The sequence below is a fragment of the Burkholderia sp. WSM2232 genome, from assembly GCF_000472545.1.
Lineage (GTDB): Bacteria > Pseudomonadota > Gammaproteobacteria > Burkholderiales > Burkholderiaceae > Paraburkholderia.
The window spans coordinates 27,094-44,406 of the sequence record NZ_AWZV01000029.1; the positions used below are offsets into that span (position 1 = coordinate 27,094).

General features: G+C 62.1%; 7 protein-coding genes. 1 reads left to right on the forward strand and 6 read right to left on the reverse strand.

All coding sequences use genetic code 11. The features are described from left to right. The 4 genes from F757_RS34040 to F757_RS35900 all read right to left on the reverse strand — a co-directional run bounded on the left by F757_RS34040 (window position 1) and on the right by F757_RS35900 (window position 5,082). Entirely contained in the window at window positions 1–2,739 is a 2,739-nt protein-coding gene (locus tag F757_RS34040; RefSeq protein WP_332258137.1) for a DUF637 domain-containing protein, read from the reverse strand. A 488-nt stretch (window positions 2,740–3,227) separates the two neighbouring features. Further along, on the reverse strand, window positions 3,228–3,584 hold the full coding sequence (locus F757_RS0123785; RefSeq protein WP_051376856.1) for an immunity 8 family protein: 357 nt from the start codon (window positions 3,582–3,584) through the stop codon (window positions 3,228–3,230). A 270-nt stretch (window positions 3,585–3,854) separates the two neighbouring features. Next, window positions 3,855–4,235 carry a VENN motif pre-toxin domain-containing protein gene (locus F757_RS34045; RefSeq protein WP_232221449.1) on the reverse strand — a complete coding sequence of 127 codons (381 nt, stop codon included), beginning with the start codon at window positions 4,233–4,235 and terminating at the stop codon, window positions 3,855–3,857. Window positions 4,236–4,938: 703 nt separating this feature from the next. Then, window positions 4,939–5,082 carry a hypothetical protein gene (locus tag F757_RS35900; protein ID WP_156923712.1) on the reverse strand — a complete coding sequence of 48 codons (144 nt, stop codon included), beginning with the start codon at window positions 5,080–5,082 and terminating at the stop codon, window positions 4,939–4,941. A gap of 134 nt (window positions 5,083–5,216) precedes the next feature. Here F757_RS35900 and F757_RS0123800 point away from each other — a divergent pair, with 134 nt between their 5' ends. Further along, window positions 5,217–5,429, forward strand: coding sequence for a hypothetical protein (locus F757_RS0123800; protein WP_051376857.1), 213 nt, complete (start codon window positions 5,217–5,219; stop codon window positions 5,427–5,429). 124 nt (window positions 5,430–5,553) lie between these two features. Here F757_RS0123800 and F757_RS0123805 read toward each other — a convergent pair whose 3' ends face one another. Both F757_RS0123805 and F757_RS0123810 read right to left on the reverse strand, forming a co-directional pair. Further along, a complete protein-coding gene (locus tag F757_RS0123805; protein ID WP_027213573.1) occupies window positions 5,554–5,778 on the reverse strand; it encodes a hypothetical protein in 225 nt (74 codons plus the stop codon). 2 nt (window positions 5,779–5,780) lie between these two features. Further along, complete coding sequence (locus tag F757_RS0123810) at window positions 5,781–17,240, reverse strand: two-partner secretion domain-containing protein (RefSeq protein WP_027213574.1); 11,460 nt, start codon at window positions 17,238–17,240, stop codon at window positions 5,781–5,783. Window positions 17,241–17,313 lie beyond the last annotated feature (73 nt).

The window sequence follows — 17,313 nt, forward strand, 5'->3', positions numbered from 1 at the left end:
TCACTGTCCATTCAATCGAATCTTGCTGACAAGAATTCCGTTGACCCGATAATCAACAGAAGGTCCACCTGTCGAACTGGCGTTGTTACGAACCGAATATTGGATGGCTCCGTTCGTGTAGACGGTTACATCATTCGCGCCGCCCTTCGGGGTCGCAGTAAATCCACCATTCAAGAGACTCTGCTCGAACTGGTCCCGAGTAGGGTCGACGGCAGAGTTCGGAATGCTCCTGCCAATTGTAGTGTTCGCCCACCCGACATTGGAACCATCTGCCGCCGTGTTTGTAGCGCTATTTGCGCCCCCCTTCGTCGTGCCATCGTTCGCACTAGTGGTTGACCCGCCGCCGGTCCCACTATCGCTCCCACTACCGGTAGAAAAGATGGCGCCAATGTTGGGCAAGGAAAACGACGTCGGTACCGGCACGATCACGAACGTACAGCCAGCGTATGGCACGCAGACGGGAATAGGCATCCCGGCCAAGGTAAAGCCGCTGACGTGTTGTCCCTGCGAGCCGCCGCTTAGGTCATCATCGTTGTTGCTTGGGCTATCCGGTAACTGCGGCAAGTTGTTCCCGGAATCGTCCTTCGAACTGCCGGTTGCACTCGTGACATAGCCGATTGCAGCGATCTTCGCGGGCGCAGGCAACATTGCACTACAAAAAGAACTCTGCAGACAAGCTTTGAGGATGTCAGCCGTATGTATCTCAGAGTTGTTAGTCGCTTCGTTTTCAGCCCACGTCGCTCCTGCTTGCGCATCGCCGCCTGCGAGGCCAGCGGCAACGCCGCCCGTCAGTACGGACAGTGCGGTCACGACCGCCGCCTGGCCATCGGTGAGCGGCGCGCCTGTCGGACTCATAGCCATGATCGCAAGCGGCGACAATATTGCACTAGTCGCCGCTCCGATGGCGCCACCCGTACATCCGGTGCCACTTAGCGAACTGGCAGCACAGCCCAGCACCGCATGTTCCAGTATGTTCTCGATTGAAAGAGGGCTTGTGCCATCGCCGATAGCATAGGCGCCCGACGCTGCCATCTCCTGAATCAGCGAGTTCTGGAATGCGCCAAGCAGGCTGCCTCCCTCAATCGCTGTACGCACGCCAGCGGAAATCCCGGCCTCGGCCAGCATCGCCAGAGCACGCGTTTCCAAGGTTGACGCGGTCGATGCAGCCGCCTGATTCACAGTGGTGCCGATCGACGGATTGACACCGGCCAGGCTGGCAAGAGAGCTAGTCGGACCTCCGACCGTTAGGGGTGCTGTGGTGAAATCGAATCCAGTGTCCGAGTTGTAAGTAATGCCGTTCGTCAGTCCTGCCGTGATACCTGCGACGGCAGCCGCTTCGAATGCGCTGCCCCAATCCAGGCTTCCGTTCACTGTCAGTTGTGAGGCAATGCTCGAGGTGAACCCGGCGAGAGCCGCCGACAGCGCGATGTTGCCCAGTCCTGCCGTCGTCGCTACCGTAGCCGCCGAGGTCGCCGTTGCAGCGGTTGCCGTTGTGCCTGCTGCAAACGTGCTACCGGCCGTCGTGCCAAGGGTCGCCCCGATGGCGCCACTCGCTGCGCCGGCGGTCATGATCGACACGACGACAGCGAAAGCCATTCCAACAATCTCCGCAGCACCAAACCCGCCCATCGCGGTGAAGCTCGTATCGAGGTGGTCGGTCACTCTCGTCTGCGTGAAATTGGTCCCGAGTTGTTGCTGCAAACTGGAGAGCAACTGCTGCGTACCGGTCTCATCAACCGTTGCGTTGTTACCCAGCAACTGCAACGCCCCACCAATCTGGTTGAGCGTCTGCACGTTCAGATTCATGTCAGCCGCGCTCATGAAGCCGCCAGGCTGGACTTTAGTACCACTGGTCTTTTCGTAGCCGGTCGCCGCGATGTACTGCCAGATATCCCCTACATTGACCTGATTCGCCTGGTTGGTCAGCGTGCCGGTATTGACCGTCAGCGTATTCGACGCTGCAATGTTGCCCGTGTTGAGAATGCTTCCTTGCCCGTTCTCGTTGAAGTTGAGCGTGACATCCTGGCCGGTGATGTTGCCGCCCGCCGACATCGCGTTCCAGTTCCGCGGCAGATAGACCTGAGGCATGAGCGCGCTAACAGTCGGGCAAGCGACTACGCCGGTGGACAGGCAACTCGGATCGGGCACAGATTGCTGGACGTACCACAACATCGGTTCGGAAAGCGCACTGATCTGCGTTTGTGACAACGCTTCCCCAAGCTGAAGATTGTTTTGCTTCGCATAGTCGATCGCGTTTTCATACAGGATGGCCTTTTCCTGCTCAGTGACTGACAGGTTGCGTTTGCTGTCGTAAGACAGCCCGCTAACAAAGCTGGCTTGGCCCGTCTGCTGCAGCGCTGCCTGCTGCAGCATCAGGTCTTCTGCCTGAGGGTCGTAGTAAAACAGCGTTGACGATGGCTGCAGGCTGGATGGCAGATTCGTCAGCAGGGCTTGCGGTCCCACCGCTCCGATCGCGGAGCCATCCAGCGAACCGGTAATGTATGAGGCCTTGCCCGCTACGGGCGTGGGTAGCGCCCCGCCGACGGAACGCGGCGTTGACAAGTTCAGCCCAGGCAACTGCACCTGGCTCAACGATATGACTTGCGATGGCGCATTGACCCGTGGCGTATAGGTGTTCGCCGTAGTAATGCCGTTAATGAGCTTCTGCCCTGTCAAAGAGACGTACGTGCCGATTACGTTCCCAACGTTCCGAATTTCTCCAGTCGAGGTGATCGACAAGTTCGGCGCCTGGATCGTGGCGGCGATGTTGCCGACTGGCTGGGGCGGATCGACCGTCCCACCTGCTGTCGTGTACGCGCTGCCATAAAGCGTCGTGCACTCCGCCAGCGAGTCGCAGGCCTACACATCATAATGCTCGTCCGCATCCCCACAACGAGCATTCCGCGATTACCCCGGACCGGTGACGACCCTGCGTGGCGCGGCGACTCGGCCATTTGCACGGCATCGCCACCGCCACACACCGGGACACAAACCCTGATCCAGCCACCCGATTAGATTCAGAGCGCGATGCAGACTTCGAAGCACATGCACCTCAACGAGGACGTGCGCCGCGAAGTCGCAAAGAGGCTTTTTTAGCACCGTACGATAAACACTCGACCCGACGACGAATTGCGCAAATCGGGCAACAACATCACGACGCTCCACGACGCCGCAAACGACAAACCCGGCCGAAGCCGGGTCAGGTCATCGAGATCGAAGCTGATAGTTCAAGGTTGATAGTCCTCAAATTCCCAACCGCCGATTCGACTCAGCTTCAACGCCAAGCCATGCCAATGGTCCGCCGCGCAACTTTCCACATATCGGCTTATGGCCGACTCGATTTCAGTTAAGTCGTACTCAAACACGATCAGCATATGGCGTCCCCACACGGCCTTACGATCCGAGTACTTGGCTTTAATCCAGTCTGGGGTGCAGACCATGATCTGAAACAGGTCGGCACCCTTTTCGTTTTCCGGGCCAATTTGCAGTTCGACCAAGAAACCGAAGCAGGCTTCGTCTTCGGGCCAGTAGGTCCGTAGCTCAACATCGGGGGAAGAAATGCCCTTTAGCTTGGCTCGCATCATGGCCTCGTGATGTTCAAGTGACCATTATTCTGCCACGCCCCGCTTGGCACACTCCGCGACTGGAAATTAGCTTGCACTCCGGTCGTAGCGTAGGAGCTATTGGGCTTCGGTGAAGGTGGACGATACTGCCGCAGGCCGTCCGCGCTGATCAGCGTACTTCCGTCTGTCTGGGACACTCGATAACCCGGACCAACCCAATCTTGCCCAAGCACGTTCGCATCTGCGGTCGACGCTTCGCCTAATGCAAAATTGCCTTTGCCAGTAGCCGCATCACGCAACATACCAATCCGTTCTCCCGCCGTCAGACCGCCACTGTTTGTGGCTCCTCCCAATCCCCCGATCGCAGACGAGCCGGTCACATAGGTCTCGCCATTTTTCCGTCTTGACCGTGCGCCCCTGACCCAAAGCCGCCGCTTCTTTCTGCTTCTGTGCCTTGATCGCGTCCTGCGCCTTTTCTTCTTCTGTTCGATGATCGCCCGTCGAGTTGTTCAGCGATTCGTTTGCCGCTGCTGTCGCCCCGCCCTGCGCGTTCTGGCCAGCAAGTCCCGCCGTTAAACCACCCAGCAGCGTCGACGCGCCGACGATCAACGCACGTTGGTCGTTCGTCAGGTTGGCTGCGCCGCCCGCCTGCTCAACCAAGAACGGCGACACGATTGCGCTCGTGACCCCGCCAATGGCACCCCCCGCACAGCCAGTCCCCAGCGCAGCCGAGCTTGCACATCCCAGTGCCGCATATGGTTGCTCCGACGCGTCCCGCGTTCGCAACGCTCGCAATCCCAGACGCGACACGGCTTCGCCGGCACCACCGCCTGGATGCGCTCCTGCTATCCGGTTTTTGCCCCGACGTGGGTTTTCAGCCCACACCCGAAGTCACTTAAAGAGCGATGCGCACCTGGCTGGTCTCCCCGCGCGCGATGAACGAACTTTAACCGCGCTGCGCTGGCAGGAATGTCAAGCTTTGCAAAGCGCCCAGACGGCTAACAGAACGGCGTACCCCGGCAGCCGTTTCTCCCGCTCAGGGAGAAACGCGGAAGCGCGCATGGCGTCGATTTCATCCAGCCGCTGTCGCCGGGTCTCCCCTCACCGGACGTAAAAAAGCCAGCCCCAGGGCTGGCTTCGCTTTAATCAGGAACACACCGATTTTGACCGGTCAAACTTTTCGCTTCAGTGCAGGATAGGCGCGCGCCGGTTTTTGTCCGGACACCTCCGTCTCACGCCCCTCGTGCGCTATGCTGGGCCGTCATCCTCTACGATGTGCCGCCTCGTGCTGATCCGTGAACAAGGCCCTACCGTCAAGCTGATTCGTGTCGAACGTGATGCCGCCTCGTCCCGCGCGCGCCAGAAGATCATCGGCTCATTCCGCCGCGACGACGGCCCCTCGCGAGCGCTGCGCGCGCAGCTCGCCGACGACGAACAGGCCGCCCTCGACCGCTGGCTCTCCGTCCAGCACGATCGCCACGAACACGCCCTGCACCGGCACACGCTCGACACTGCACACGCCCGTCTCACCGAACTCGTCGCCGCGATCGACGCCGCCGCCGAACTCATTGCCCCGGCCGAGGCCGCCGCAATCTGGCGCGACCTCAGCAACGTGGCCATACCGATCGCCGCATCTGCGGCACCCTCCTGCTCATGTCCGGCGCACTCATCCACCGCCCCGAAGTCGAGGCCGTCAAACCCGAACTTGAAGCCAGCGGCGTCGCCGCCGTGCCGAGCTGGCGTAACGACGGCCGCTGGGAATCGTGGGTGCGCATCGGCAACATCACCAGCGGTCCTAGCGAGACCTACGCCACCCGCGACGACGCCATCGCCGCTGGCCACGCATGGCGCGAAACTCATCAATAGTAGCGCCAGAAACGACAAACCCGGCCGAAGCCGGGTCTGTCGTCTCGCTCGCTGGCCGGGCAATAACCGGCGCAAGCCCTATCCTGCACTCGAATAAAAATCTTCGCCGGCCAAAGAAGCTAGATCACTCCGGGTCTCGTGGCTTTTCACGATTCAACGCGCGCAACTCTTTCACGAACTGATACGTAATCCCCACGAAGAAAGTGATGTAAACAGGCATGCCAGCTAGCATTGGCTTCCAGCCTGCGCCTTTAGCCAATGACACTCCTAGAACAAACACAATCATGGCAATAAGCGAAAGGTAGCCCTTCGCAAAGCGCCAGAAGATCAACCGCCTTTTGTCATCCAACGTTAGTGCCCCAATGCCTTTTGAATAACATTCTGGATCGGCCCGGCAGCGCCTTGAAGCATTTGATTCGCTATGTTGCCAAACGGGGCCGGCAAGGTTGCCTTGGCCCAAGTCCCGGCAGCAGCCAATCCACTTCCGAGCCCGCCGGACAAGTCTGGGTTGTCTTGGCGTGTCACCGCCGCAGAACCGAATGCACCCACCCCAGCTACTCCGGCGTTATAACCGTTCGCCGCGATCTTCCCAACCTTACTCATTCCCGAAATGGCTTCGTCGGCGATTGCGAACGGATACGCCAACCCTCCGACCACACCCGCGATATACGACTTCGGGAAGTTCGGTTGGTCCGGCTGCAACCCCGTCCTGTAGCTATAAAGATCGCCGAAGTAATCATATGCACCAGCGGTCACCGCCGCCGCGATCGTTTCTGGGCCAAACAACGAAACGCCGAGCGCACCCGCGACATAAGGCGCGGCCGCGTTCATGTTACCCAGCGCCATTGTGGCATTCTGCGCCGGCGCATTGTTCAGCGTCTGGATCATCTGGTCGCTACAAGCCGGATTCGTAGCAGCGCAAACCTTCGATAGCATACCGTTCGACGGCCCAACATGCTGCGTCGCATTGTTCAGCGCTTCATTTTGCGCGGTCGTCGCTCCAGCCATCGCGTTTTGACCGGCGAGCCCGGCGAGACCGCCACCCGCCAGCGTCGCCAGTGCGGTAATTGCAGCAATCTGCCCTTGATCGAGCGGCGCTCCTGTCGGATCTATCTGGCTAATCACCCACGGCGACAGCACTGCGCTCGTCGCCCCGCCAATGGCCCCGCCCGCGCATCCTGTTCCGAGCGCCGCCGAACTCGCGCAGCCCAATGCCGCATGCGCAGCGTAATACAGCGGACTATTATTGCTGAAAAGGCCGGACGACTGATTGAACTCGTCGCCAATAAAATTGGCGCCCACAGCAGCAACGTTTGACACCAGATTATTCTTCAGCGCCTGCCCGAAGCTACCGCCATATATCGCGGTAGATACGCCCGCGCTCACCAGGGAGCGCTCGGCCACATTCATCGCCGTTTGCCCCACGTCCGCCAAAGTGATAGACGAGTCGGCATAAACGGCGCCATTGCCAACATCACTGAAGCCGCTTGCCCCATTCAGCCCGAGACCGGCGTCAATTCCAGCGGTGAGCTCCGCGACTGCCACGGCCTTGCCAACGGAACCCCAATCCACTGAGCCTGTGGTGATCATCTGCCCGGCGATGCTGCCAATAAGTGCGCCAGCTAACGGACCCAAGTAGAACGAGGCGACGATCTCAATCGCGATGCTGAGCACCTGCCCGAATACCCCGAGCCCTCCTTCCTGGACGAACTGGGTATGCAAGTTGTCGCTCACTGCGACTTGCGAAAATGCGCTGCCGAGCTGCTGCTGGATCTGCGCCAGAATTATCTGCGTGCCGGCCTGGTCGATCGTGCCGTCCGCATTTAGCTTCTGCAGTGCACCGCCGATCTGACTGAGTGTCTGGACGTTCAGATTCATGTTCGCCGCACTCATGAACCCGCCCGGCTGCACGGTGGTTCCCGTTTCTTCGACGTAACCGCCCTTCACCTTGCTCCAGATCTGACCAATATCAACCTGGTTCGCCTGGTTGGTCAGAGAATCTGTGTTGACCGTCAGGGTGTCTGAGGCAGTAATGCTGCCTGTATTCAGAATGCTGCCGCCACTACCCTTGCCAAAGTTGAGCGTGACGTCCTGACCGAAGATATTCCCACCCGCCGACATCGCACTCGTATCGCTCGGCAGATAGACCTGTGGCATCAGCGCCGTAATCGTGGGACACGTAGCCGTGCCCGTCACGGTGCAAGAAGGGTCCGGAACCGTCTGCTCGACATACCACAGCATCGGCTTATCGAGCGCGTTGATCTGCGTCTGCGTCAGCGCCTCACCGAGTTGCAGATTGTTCGCTTTTGCGTAGTCGAGCGCGTTCTGATATAGGTACTTTTTTTCCTGCTCCGTAACGGACGTATTCGTCTTGCTGTCATACGTCAGCCCGTCGATAAAGCTAGCCTTGCCTGTCTGCTGCAACGCGGCCTGCTGCAGCATCAGGTCTTCTTCCTGAGGGTTGTAGTAGAACAGCGTCGAACTCGGCTGCAGGTTGGCCGGCAGTGCCGTGAGTAGATCCTGCGGCCCCAGATTGCCCAGCGCCGAGGTACCCAGCGAGTTGTCGACAAACGACGCCTTGCCAGCCACTGGCGTCGGGAGCGCGCCGCCCACTGCACGCGGCACCGAAAGGTTCAACCCCGGCAGACTCACCGGACTTAGCGAGATCACCTGCGACGGCGCATTGACGCGCGGCGTATAGGTATTGGCCGTCGTAATCCCATTGATGAGCTTCTGCCCCGTCAAAGTTACTGACGTTCCGATCACGTTGCCGACGTTCTCGATCTGACCGCTCGAGGTGATCGACAGATTCGGCGCCTGAATCGTCGCCGCGATATTGCCTACGGGCTGCGGCGGATCGATCGTGCCACCGGTGCTCGTGTAAGCGCTACCGTACAGCGCGGTACATTCAGATGGCGATCCGCACGCCCACACGTCGTGACGCTTGTCGCTACTGAACATGCCCGTTTCCTGGACCCAATGCGAGTGCCAGTAAGCGTTGAGTGTCTGAGCTTCGTTGACCACCGGTCCAGCAACCGCAATCGTCGCAGTGTTGCCGGCCGCGATGAGGCTGCCGATGTTGGTCAGGCTACCGGCGTTGATCTGCAGGTTGTTGCCGGCGCTAATGACGGACGAACTTCCCGACTGCTGATCGACGTAGCCTTCGCAGTAACTCTCCTTGTAACCGCCAGCGGTCATACAGCCGGAATACTGCTCCTTCATGCCGTAGTTCTCGTGCACGGGAACCGGCGGTGGCAGGTTATTGGTGATCGCGCCCGACACATTAAGCGTTATGTTGTTGCCCGCGACGATGTTGCCCGACGTGTTGTTCAGGCTACTTGCGGGCGTCGTCGAACTCGCGGTTGTACCGACACCGCCAATTACGATGTCGTGCCCCGCGAGCAGATTCCCGAACGTGTTGTTGATCTGGCCTGCGGCAATCACCAGGTCGTGGCCGGCGTAGATCGTCGCGTCGTTCTGGCTGTAGCCGAACGTCGTCGTGGTGGGATTCGACCCGCGGAGGTGGCCTGCAGTGCCGCACGCGGTGCTTGGCACACCGGCCGCACAACCAGTCTGCGTCGAAGAACTCTGCTGGTTGCCGCCCTGGTTCGTCAGGCTCGCCGCGCCGACCAGAACGTTATTGCCGGCATATAACAAACCCGCGTTAGCGAGGTTGCCGCCATAGATAGCCAGGTTGCTGCCAGCCGCGATCATGCCTGTCGGCAACGAGACTGTAGTTGATCCTGTAGCGGTGGGAGCTGCGCCCGGTGCGATGTTAAATTGTGTCGGCGGAAGTGCGTCCCCGACCGTGCAGTATCCTTGCGAATCGCAGTTGGTGCCGGTCGGGTTACCGGTACCTGCCACCGTAATCACGCCCAGTGCTTTCAACTGCGCAAAGAAACTCGAGAATTGCCCAGCGTCAACGCTCAGTCCCGTCTGATAGGTTGTGGTGGCGGCAGCAGCACCATTGCTGAGCGACTGCACATTGAGAGTGACATCGCCCTGCGCCGCGATTTGCCCACCTTGGTTAGACAGCGAACCCGCCACTAGCGATATCGATCCACCAGCGGAAATCACGCCGGATGTCCCCGGCTGCTGTGTCACGGACGTTTGCGAAATCGTGGGCAAAGAGAGGGTGACAGACCCAGTCGCAGTCGGGTCGGGCCCATCCGCCACCGTCCATGTTCCGTCGTGATCGTAAAAGGTGACCGTTCCTGATCCGGCCACGGGCGAAGAGGCGCTCGCATTACCTTGCGGCGACAGAACGTCTCCGAGCGTCGCACTGACAGTGGTCGATCCGGCTGCGAGCTCGCCTCCGTCTCCGGTTCCTACGTGATGCAGCGACCAGGACGTCTTGGTCCCGGCAACTGCTGACCATAGAAGCGTGGGATCAGTGACCGTTGCAGTCGTCGTTACAGGCGCGCTCGGCGCCGTCTGATCATTAACCACCGCCCCCGCACTAATATTGACGTTATTCCCCGCGAAAATAGAACCACCAGTATTCAGCAACGTCCCTGAGAGATTGAAATTCGCATCCCCCTTTGATTGCGTCGTCGCGCCCTGATTGTCGTAATTCCCGCCAGTGACCGACAGCAGCCCACTAGCCTCCACAGTCCCGCGATTAACGGTATTCCCATTCAACGCAAGCGTGCCGTCCGCATGCATCACCGCCCCAGCAACATTATTCAACGTCCCATTGAACGTAACGTTGCTGCCGGTAACCTGCCCAAAGTTCGTGAACGTGCCGTTGGTCGACAGCGTCAGCGGCGCGGTCCCCGTCATGGTCCCGTAGTTGTTGATGCCGTAGACGCCCGTCAGCGTCACGCCCTGTCCACCGTAATTCCAGGTTCCGGTATTACTGATCGACGCCGCGGTGATCGAAAGCTGCCCACCCTGGCTGATCGTCCCCTGCGACGGATCGAACGCCATGTTCATCGCGCTGATGCCCATGTTGCGCTGCGCAAGCAACTGGCCTCCAGCGTTGTAGAAAGAACCGTCGCCGCCGTTGATGGTCAGCGAGACGTCGCCCGTAGTCGGCCCACCCGGCCCATTGGGATTGCCCGCGAAAATGATCCCGTTCTGATTGTTGAGCGTCCCCGTATTCACATTGAGGCTGTTGACCGCCATCAACGAGCCGCCGCTGTTGTTGAGCGCGCCGGCCAGCGTAACATTGGTGGTCGAACCATTCACGAGTCCCGCATTCGTGAAGTTTGTCGCGTTGATCGTCGTCGTAGTGGTCGACGCCAGCGACGCATTCGCCGCGTTTGTCAGATTCGGCGCCGACACATACAGCGCGCCGCCCGACAGCACCTGGCTCGCGTTGTAGAAGTCGTTGCCCGCGCTCAGCGTCGCTGCGCCGACGGCATCCACCGCCGCGCCCACGAGAGAGAGCTGATTCGATGCCGTCGCGGTCAGCGCCCCGCCGGCAATCGCCGTCCCCAATGTCACGTTCGTACCGCTGAACTGCATGTTCTGCGTGGACACGACAGACGCGCCGCTCGCATCGAGCGTCCCCTGCGCACTCACGCTCACATTCTTCGACCCGCCTTGCGAGCCGCTCAACGTGACGTTACCGCCGCTGAGCGTGAACTGCCCTGCCACGGTGCTCGTGCCGCTCAGCGAGAGCGTCTGTCCGGCACTCATCGTCGTATCGCCGTTGGACGACACGCCCGCCACGCTCACATTGCCCTGTGCGCCGCTGATGTTGACCGCGCCCATCGACGACACCGCGCCCGCCACCGTCGCATTGTTCGCGGCCTGAAGCGTCACGTTGCCGCCTGACTGCAGATCGCCGCCGAAGCTCACGCTGCCGCCCGTCGACTTCGCGCTTACATTGCCCACCGCCGTTGTCGCGCCAAGCGACATGTCGCCGGCCGAGGTCGCCGTGAACTGGCCTGCGCCCTGAATCGCGCCAAGCGTGATACCACTACCGGCGCCTACGGTAATGTCCTTGCCAAAGGTCAGCGAGCCGCCGCCGTTCACAGCGCCGCCCGCGTTGATGTTCGCAAGACCGAGGCCGAGGAACGTGCCGGTCAGCGTCGCCGTGCTGCCCGCGGCCAACGTCGTATTGCCGTTGACAAGCTCGCCGTTCAACGCGAGCGCACCGCCTGAGTTCGCGTTGAAATTGCCTTGACTCGTGATCGCACCACCCACGGCAAGGTTGCCGCTCGTCGCAGTCAGCGTCACGTCGCCGTTTGCGCCGATCGTGCCGTTCGCCGTGACATTGCGGCCAGCACTAAAAGCAAGCGTGCCGGTACTGCTTGCGTTGCCGCCGATGGTTGCGTCGCGCGCGGCATTTATCGTCGCCGTGCTGCCGGACGCAAGTGCGCCGTTCACCTTCACGTCGCCCGCGCCGTTATGTCCTTGCGCCTGCAGCGCGAGCGCGCCGCCCGCTTGCGCGGAACCTAGCGAAAGGTCATTTCCCGCGGTCGCATTGAGCGCACCGTTGGTCGCGACAGCGCCGCTCACGCCGATGCTGCCTCCCGCGCTTAACGTCGCCTGCTGACCGAACGCCACAGAGGCCGCGCTGATCGAACCGCCTGCCGTCAACGTGCCGGTGCTCTGCGCGCCGATGCCGCCCGTCAACGTCATGTTGCCGCCCGACGCGAGCTGCGCATTGCCGCCGACGGTTGTCGCGCCGGAGACGGTCAGTGCCTGTCCGGCGCTTCCTGTGAGATTGCCCTGCGTGGTGACGTTCGCGGCGCTGGCGTTGCCGTTCGTCGCGGCGAACGTCAGGTTGCCTGCCGAATTCACATCGGCAAGCGCGATGTTGCGGGTTGCGTCGATTGTGGTCGTGCTGCCTGTGTTGATCGCGCCGCCCACGCTGACATCGCGCGCTGCCTGCACGGCGAGCGCGCCGAGCGCGGTTGCCGCACCGCCAATCGTCACGTCGCCACCCGTTGCGTTGCCGTTTGCGGTGACGCTCGCATTGCCGGTCACTGCCTGCACGCTGCCCAGTCCAGCGTTGTTGCCGCCCGTCACGGTGACGCTCGCGCCTTGCAACGCGCCGGTCAATGCAACGTCATGCGAAGCGTCGAGCGTCGCGGCCTGGGCAAATGCCGCCGCGCCCGCACCGGCAATATCGTGCGATGCCGTGAGCGAGCCGCCAAGCTGACCGGCCAGCGTGCCGCTCAGTGCGATGTCACGTCCCGCCTGCACGGTGACGTCTCTCGCCGCGTTGATCTGACCGCCGAGTCGCGTGTCGAGCGCCGAGTTCAGAGTCAGCGCACCGGAGGTGGTCGTGGTTCCCGTCAGCGCGATGCTGCCGGTGGCCGTCGTCGCGGTGAGATCGCCAGCCGTGGTTTGTAGCGTGCCGCTTGCCGATACGTCGCGAAGCGCTGTGAGTGTCAGCGAGTCGCCGGTGGTCAGCGATCCGCTCACCAGCACGTCGCGTGCGCCGCTCAGTGTCACGACGCCCGGAGCGGTGGCCGTGCCGGTGATGGCCGCATCGCCACCGCCAGCGTTGCCGTTCGCGCTCAGCGTCAACGTGCTCGATGAATGGACATCGTGCAGCGCTGCGTTGTTACCGCCGATCGCACTCACCTCGCTCGCCTGCACGCCGCCCGTCAACGCAATATCGTGTTGCGCCGTGAAGGATGCGGCTTGCGTGAAGGCCTGCGTACCTGCGCCGCCGATGTCGTGCCCCGCCGTTACCGAACCGTTTGCCTCGCCGATCAGCAGGCCGTTCAGCAGCGCATCGCGGCCGGCGTTCAAGGTCGCATCACCGACTGCACTCGTGCTCGCCCCGAGCGACAGATCGAGCCCGGTCGCGATGTCGAGCTTGCCGCCGCTGTTGATGCCGCCCGTCGCATTCAAGCTGCCTTGCTGCGCAGTGAGCAGCGTATTGCCGACCGACTCCACAGCGCCCGCAATGTTGATGTCGTGCTGAGCTTCGATGCCAACCGTCGTGCCGCTGGCAATCTTGCCGGTCGATGCAACGGACACGTCGTTGCGCGCCGTCGTGCTCACCGCCGCCGCTGCCGCCACCGAACCGTTGACCGTCACATTGCCGGGACCGTTAGCCGTATTGGTCCCATTCGCGGTGAGCGCAACGGTGCTCGCCGACTCGACGTTGTTCGTGGCGATGTTGCCCGCAGCCGTCACCTGGACGGACTGCCCCTGGATCAACCCGCCCTGCGCAACGTCGCGGCCCGCAGCGAGCGTGGCGGCCTGCGCGAACGTCATGGTGCCCGCCCCGCCGATGTCGCGCCCGGCCGTCGCACTGCCCTGCCCTTGTCCGGCAAGCATGCCGGTCACGTTGATGTCGCGCATTGCCGTGAGCGTCGTGTCGAGCGCAGCGCTCGTCGTGCCGCCCAGGTTGATGTCGGAGCCGGCCTGCGCATTGAAAGCACCGTTGCTCGCGATCGTGCCTGTCGAAGTGACGTTGCCGTTTTGCGCGTCCAGCGTCGTGTCATTGGCCGACTGTATGGAGCCGCTGATGCCGATGTTGTGCCCGGCGTTGAGCGCGACCGCCGCGCCGCCGGTCACAGCGCCGGTGATGTTGAGGTCGTTGTTCGCTGCGAGCGAAAGACCGGATGCGGCCTGCACGTCATGCAGCGATGCTGAGCCGCGCGCCGTCGTCTGGACTGTACCGCCGCGCAAGGAGCCGCTGAGATTCGTATCGCCGCCGGAAGCGACGTTTGCCGCGAGACCAAATGCGCTTGCCGCAGCGCCCGCAATGTTCCCGCCCGCGCTCAGCGTGCCGTTGCCTTGCGCGACCACTGAACCGTTGATCGTCAGATTCTGGCCGGCTTTGACGGTGAGGTCCGCAAGTGCGGAGGTGCCTTGCGTGCCGAGATCGACCGAGTGCGCCGCGTCGATCAGCAGGTTGTCGCCGGACTGAATATTGCCTGTGCTGACGAGCGACCCGTTCGCGTTCTTAAGCGTGACGTCGCCGTTCGATGCAACACTTCCCGTAACCGCCGTATTGCCGCCGCTCGTCACGCTCAATGCGTTGGCGCTCTGCAATGCGCCGCTCACTGACGTGTCGCCGCGGGAACTCAGCGACGCAGTGGAAAGCGAAGCAACCAGCCCGTTCACCGCAAGCGTGCCGCCTGACGCCGTCACCTGCAGCGCGTTGTTGGCCTGCACGTTGTTCAGCGTCACCGACTGACCCGCTGACAGCGAAACCGCCGCGCCTTGCAGGGAGCCCGTCACCGAAAGATCATTTGCCGCGGTGATGCTCGTATCCTTGACGAAGCCGCTGCTGCCGCCCGCGCTAACGTCGTGGCCTGCATCGAGCGTTGCCGCGCCCTGCCCCGCCAGCGTGCCGCCAATCACGATGTCGTGCCCTGCCGTTAGCGTCGTGTCTCCGGTCACGCTAGTCGCACCCGTCAACGCGACGTCCTGCGCGCCGCTTACCGACAGATTCGCGGCACCGTTCATCGTGCCGCTCGAACTGACACTGCCGTTCACCGCTGCGACAGCCAGGTCCCCGACGGCCTGCACCGTTCCACTAGTTGCCACCGTCACGTTGCGTTGCGCCGTCAGTGCGACCTTTGAGCCGCCCGCGAGTGTGCCGTTCACCGTGACATCGCGCGCGGCCTGCACGTTCGTTGCGCCCACCACAGCCGCATTGCCATTGAAGCTCACGTCGCCGCCGCCAGCCGGGTTGCTGGTCAGGCCGTTTGCGGCAATGCTGAACGTGCCGCCAGCCTGGACGTCGGCGACACTGGCATTATTGCCTGCGCTCACCTGCAGACCGTTGGCGAGCAGCTTGCCGGTAAACGCGACGTCCTGTCCCGTGGTCAGCGTGCCGTTCTGTCCAAACGCAAGCGAACCGCTGCCGGTCAGGTTATTCTGCGCATTCACCACGCCGTCCTGCTGCACGATAACGACGCCAGGCACATCGACATTGCGCGCCGCGTTGATCTGCGCATCGGTCCCGACTAGCAGCGACCCTGCGACCGAAACGTCACGCGCAACGTTGGCCGCGAGCGTCGTGCCGCTCGCGAGCGACCCGGTCACTGCGAGGTCCTGGCCCGCCGCGACCGTGACTGCGTTCTGCGCAGTGACTTGTCCGCTCACGTTGACGTTCTGGCCGGATGCGAGCGCAAGCCCGCTTCCACTTTTCACGGTGCCGCCAGCATTGACATTGCCTTGCGTGGCATTCAGCGCGAGTTCGCCCGATGTCTGCAACGCCGCGCTTGTGTTGACGTTGCGTTGCGCGGTTGCCTGCAGGGTGCCGCTGTTGGTCTGCCCGTTGAAGTTGATGTCGCGCGCGGCCTGCAGGTTCGTCGCGCCGCTCACCACGGAGGTGCCGTTCAGATTGATGTCGCCAGCGCCGTCATTACCTTGTGCGCTGACCGCCAGCGCGCCGCCCGTCTGCACGTCGCCGAGCGTGACATTCGCACCGCCCTTGAGTGCGGCGTCGCCGTTCGACTGCGCGTTCGCGACATTCACGCTGCCGCCCGCGCTCACTGCGAGCTTGCCGCCGGTCTGGATCGTGCCGCTCGACGTCACATCGCCATTTGCATTGATCGTGTAGCCGGTAACGCCGACGTGCGCGCCCGTCATCGCGAGGTTGCCGCTTGCCTGCAAGGTCGCCTGCTGTTGCGCAGCCGAACCGTTGACGGTGAGATCGCCATTTGACGAGAGCAACAGATCGCCAGTATTTGCCGCCATCTGCGCATCGGTGCGCACGCCCATTCCGGCTGCCGTGCCGATCACCTGGATCTGGCCCGCGGTCATTGCACCGAAGGCCGTGGCGTCAATCGCAAGTCCGTTGTTGGCACGCCCATTTGCGCCGTTGATGGCGCTTGCCGTGTTCTCTGCACCGTTGGACGATGTCGCATACGTGGTGCCGCTGCTCGCCACTGCAGAAGGCAGCACGAACTGGCGGCCGGCAATCGCGTTGATGCGCTGCCCCGCATACAGCGGCGCATTGATGCCGATGGTCTCGCCGATCAGATCGATCGTGCCCACCGTGCCTTCGATACCCGCGCCCGGACCGTTCACGCCCGCGTTGCCCTCGATCTGGATATGCCCCCCAGTCACGCTGTAACCGACCGCCTGCGCGTTGTTGAAGTCGGTGACGGTGCCTTTGAGATCGCTCAGGAATTGCGGCGTGCCGGTCGACAACGTGACGCCGATGGTATTCGTGAAGCCGGTGCCGTTCGTCGTAATGCCGTTCGGATTCGCGATGATGACGGTGGCCGGCGCGCCGAACACTTCCAGCGGGCCGTTCAGCAGACTCGCGAATGCAGCGCCCGTCGAGGTCACCTGGTTGACGATCACGCTTGCCGTGCGGCCAGAGAGATTGGGATTGGCCTGCACGTCGCCGCCCGTGAGCGACGTACCGGACATCAGGCTGTTGTTGAGGATCAGCCCGACCGGGTCGATATTGAAGCTTTGATACTGATTCAGCGAAATGCCTGCCGCGTTCGGCGCCGTGATGTTAACGACAGGTACACCGCCGTTCGCGCCCGTGCTCTGCGTGATCTTCGGCTGAAAGGAAATCGGTGCAGTCGGGTCGACGATAGGCGCGGCCTGCGCCTCCTGCATCATGAAGCGAACGCGCAAGCCGGCGAGATCCAGAATCTGCTGCCATGCTTCGTCGTCCAGACGCTGGCTGCCCGCGGCGAGCACGCCTGCCGCGTCGCGGCTTTGTTCAAACGTGACAGACAGCGGCCCGGCGAAAAGCGTCAACGCGACCAGCGCCGAGACCGCGCGCTGCCACACGCGATACACGCGGGCAGGCGTCGGCACCGACCAGCGCTCGCGCGCCGATTGCATGCCGCGTTCGTGCCGCTCGTCGTGGGCATGCCGATTCTGTTCGAGTTGTCGTAAAGCGTTGCGCGTCGACGCGTTCATGATGCTCTCGTCTTCTTCTGGTTTTTTGTACGTATGGCACTTCTTCACCAGCCCGGGCGTTCAAACCCGAAGT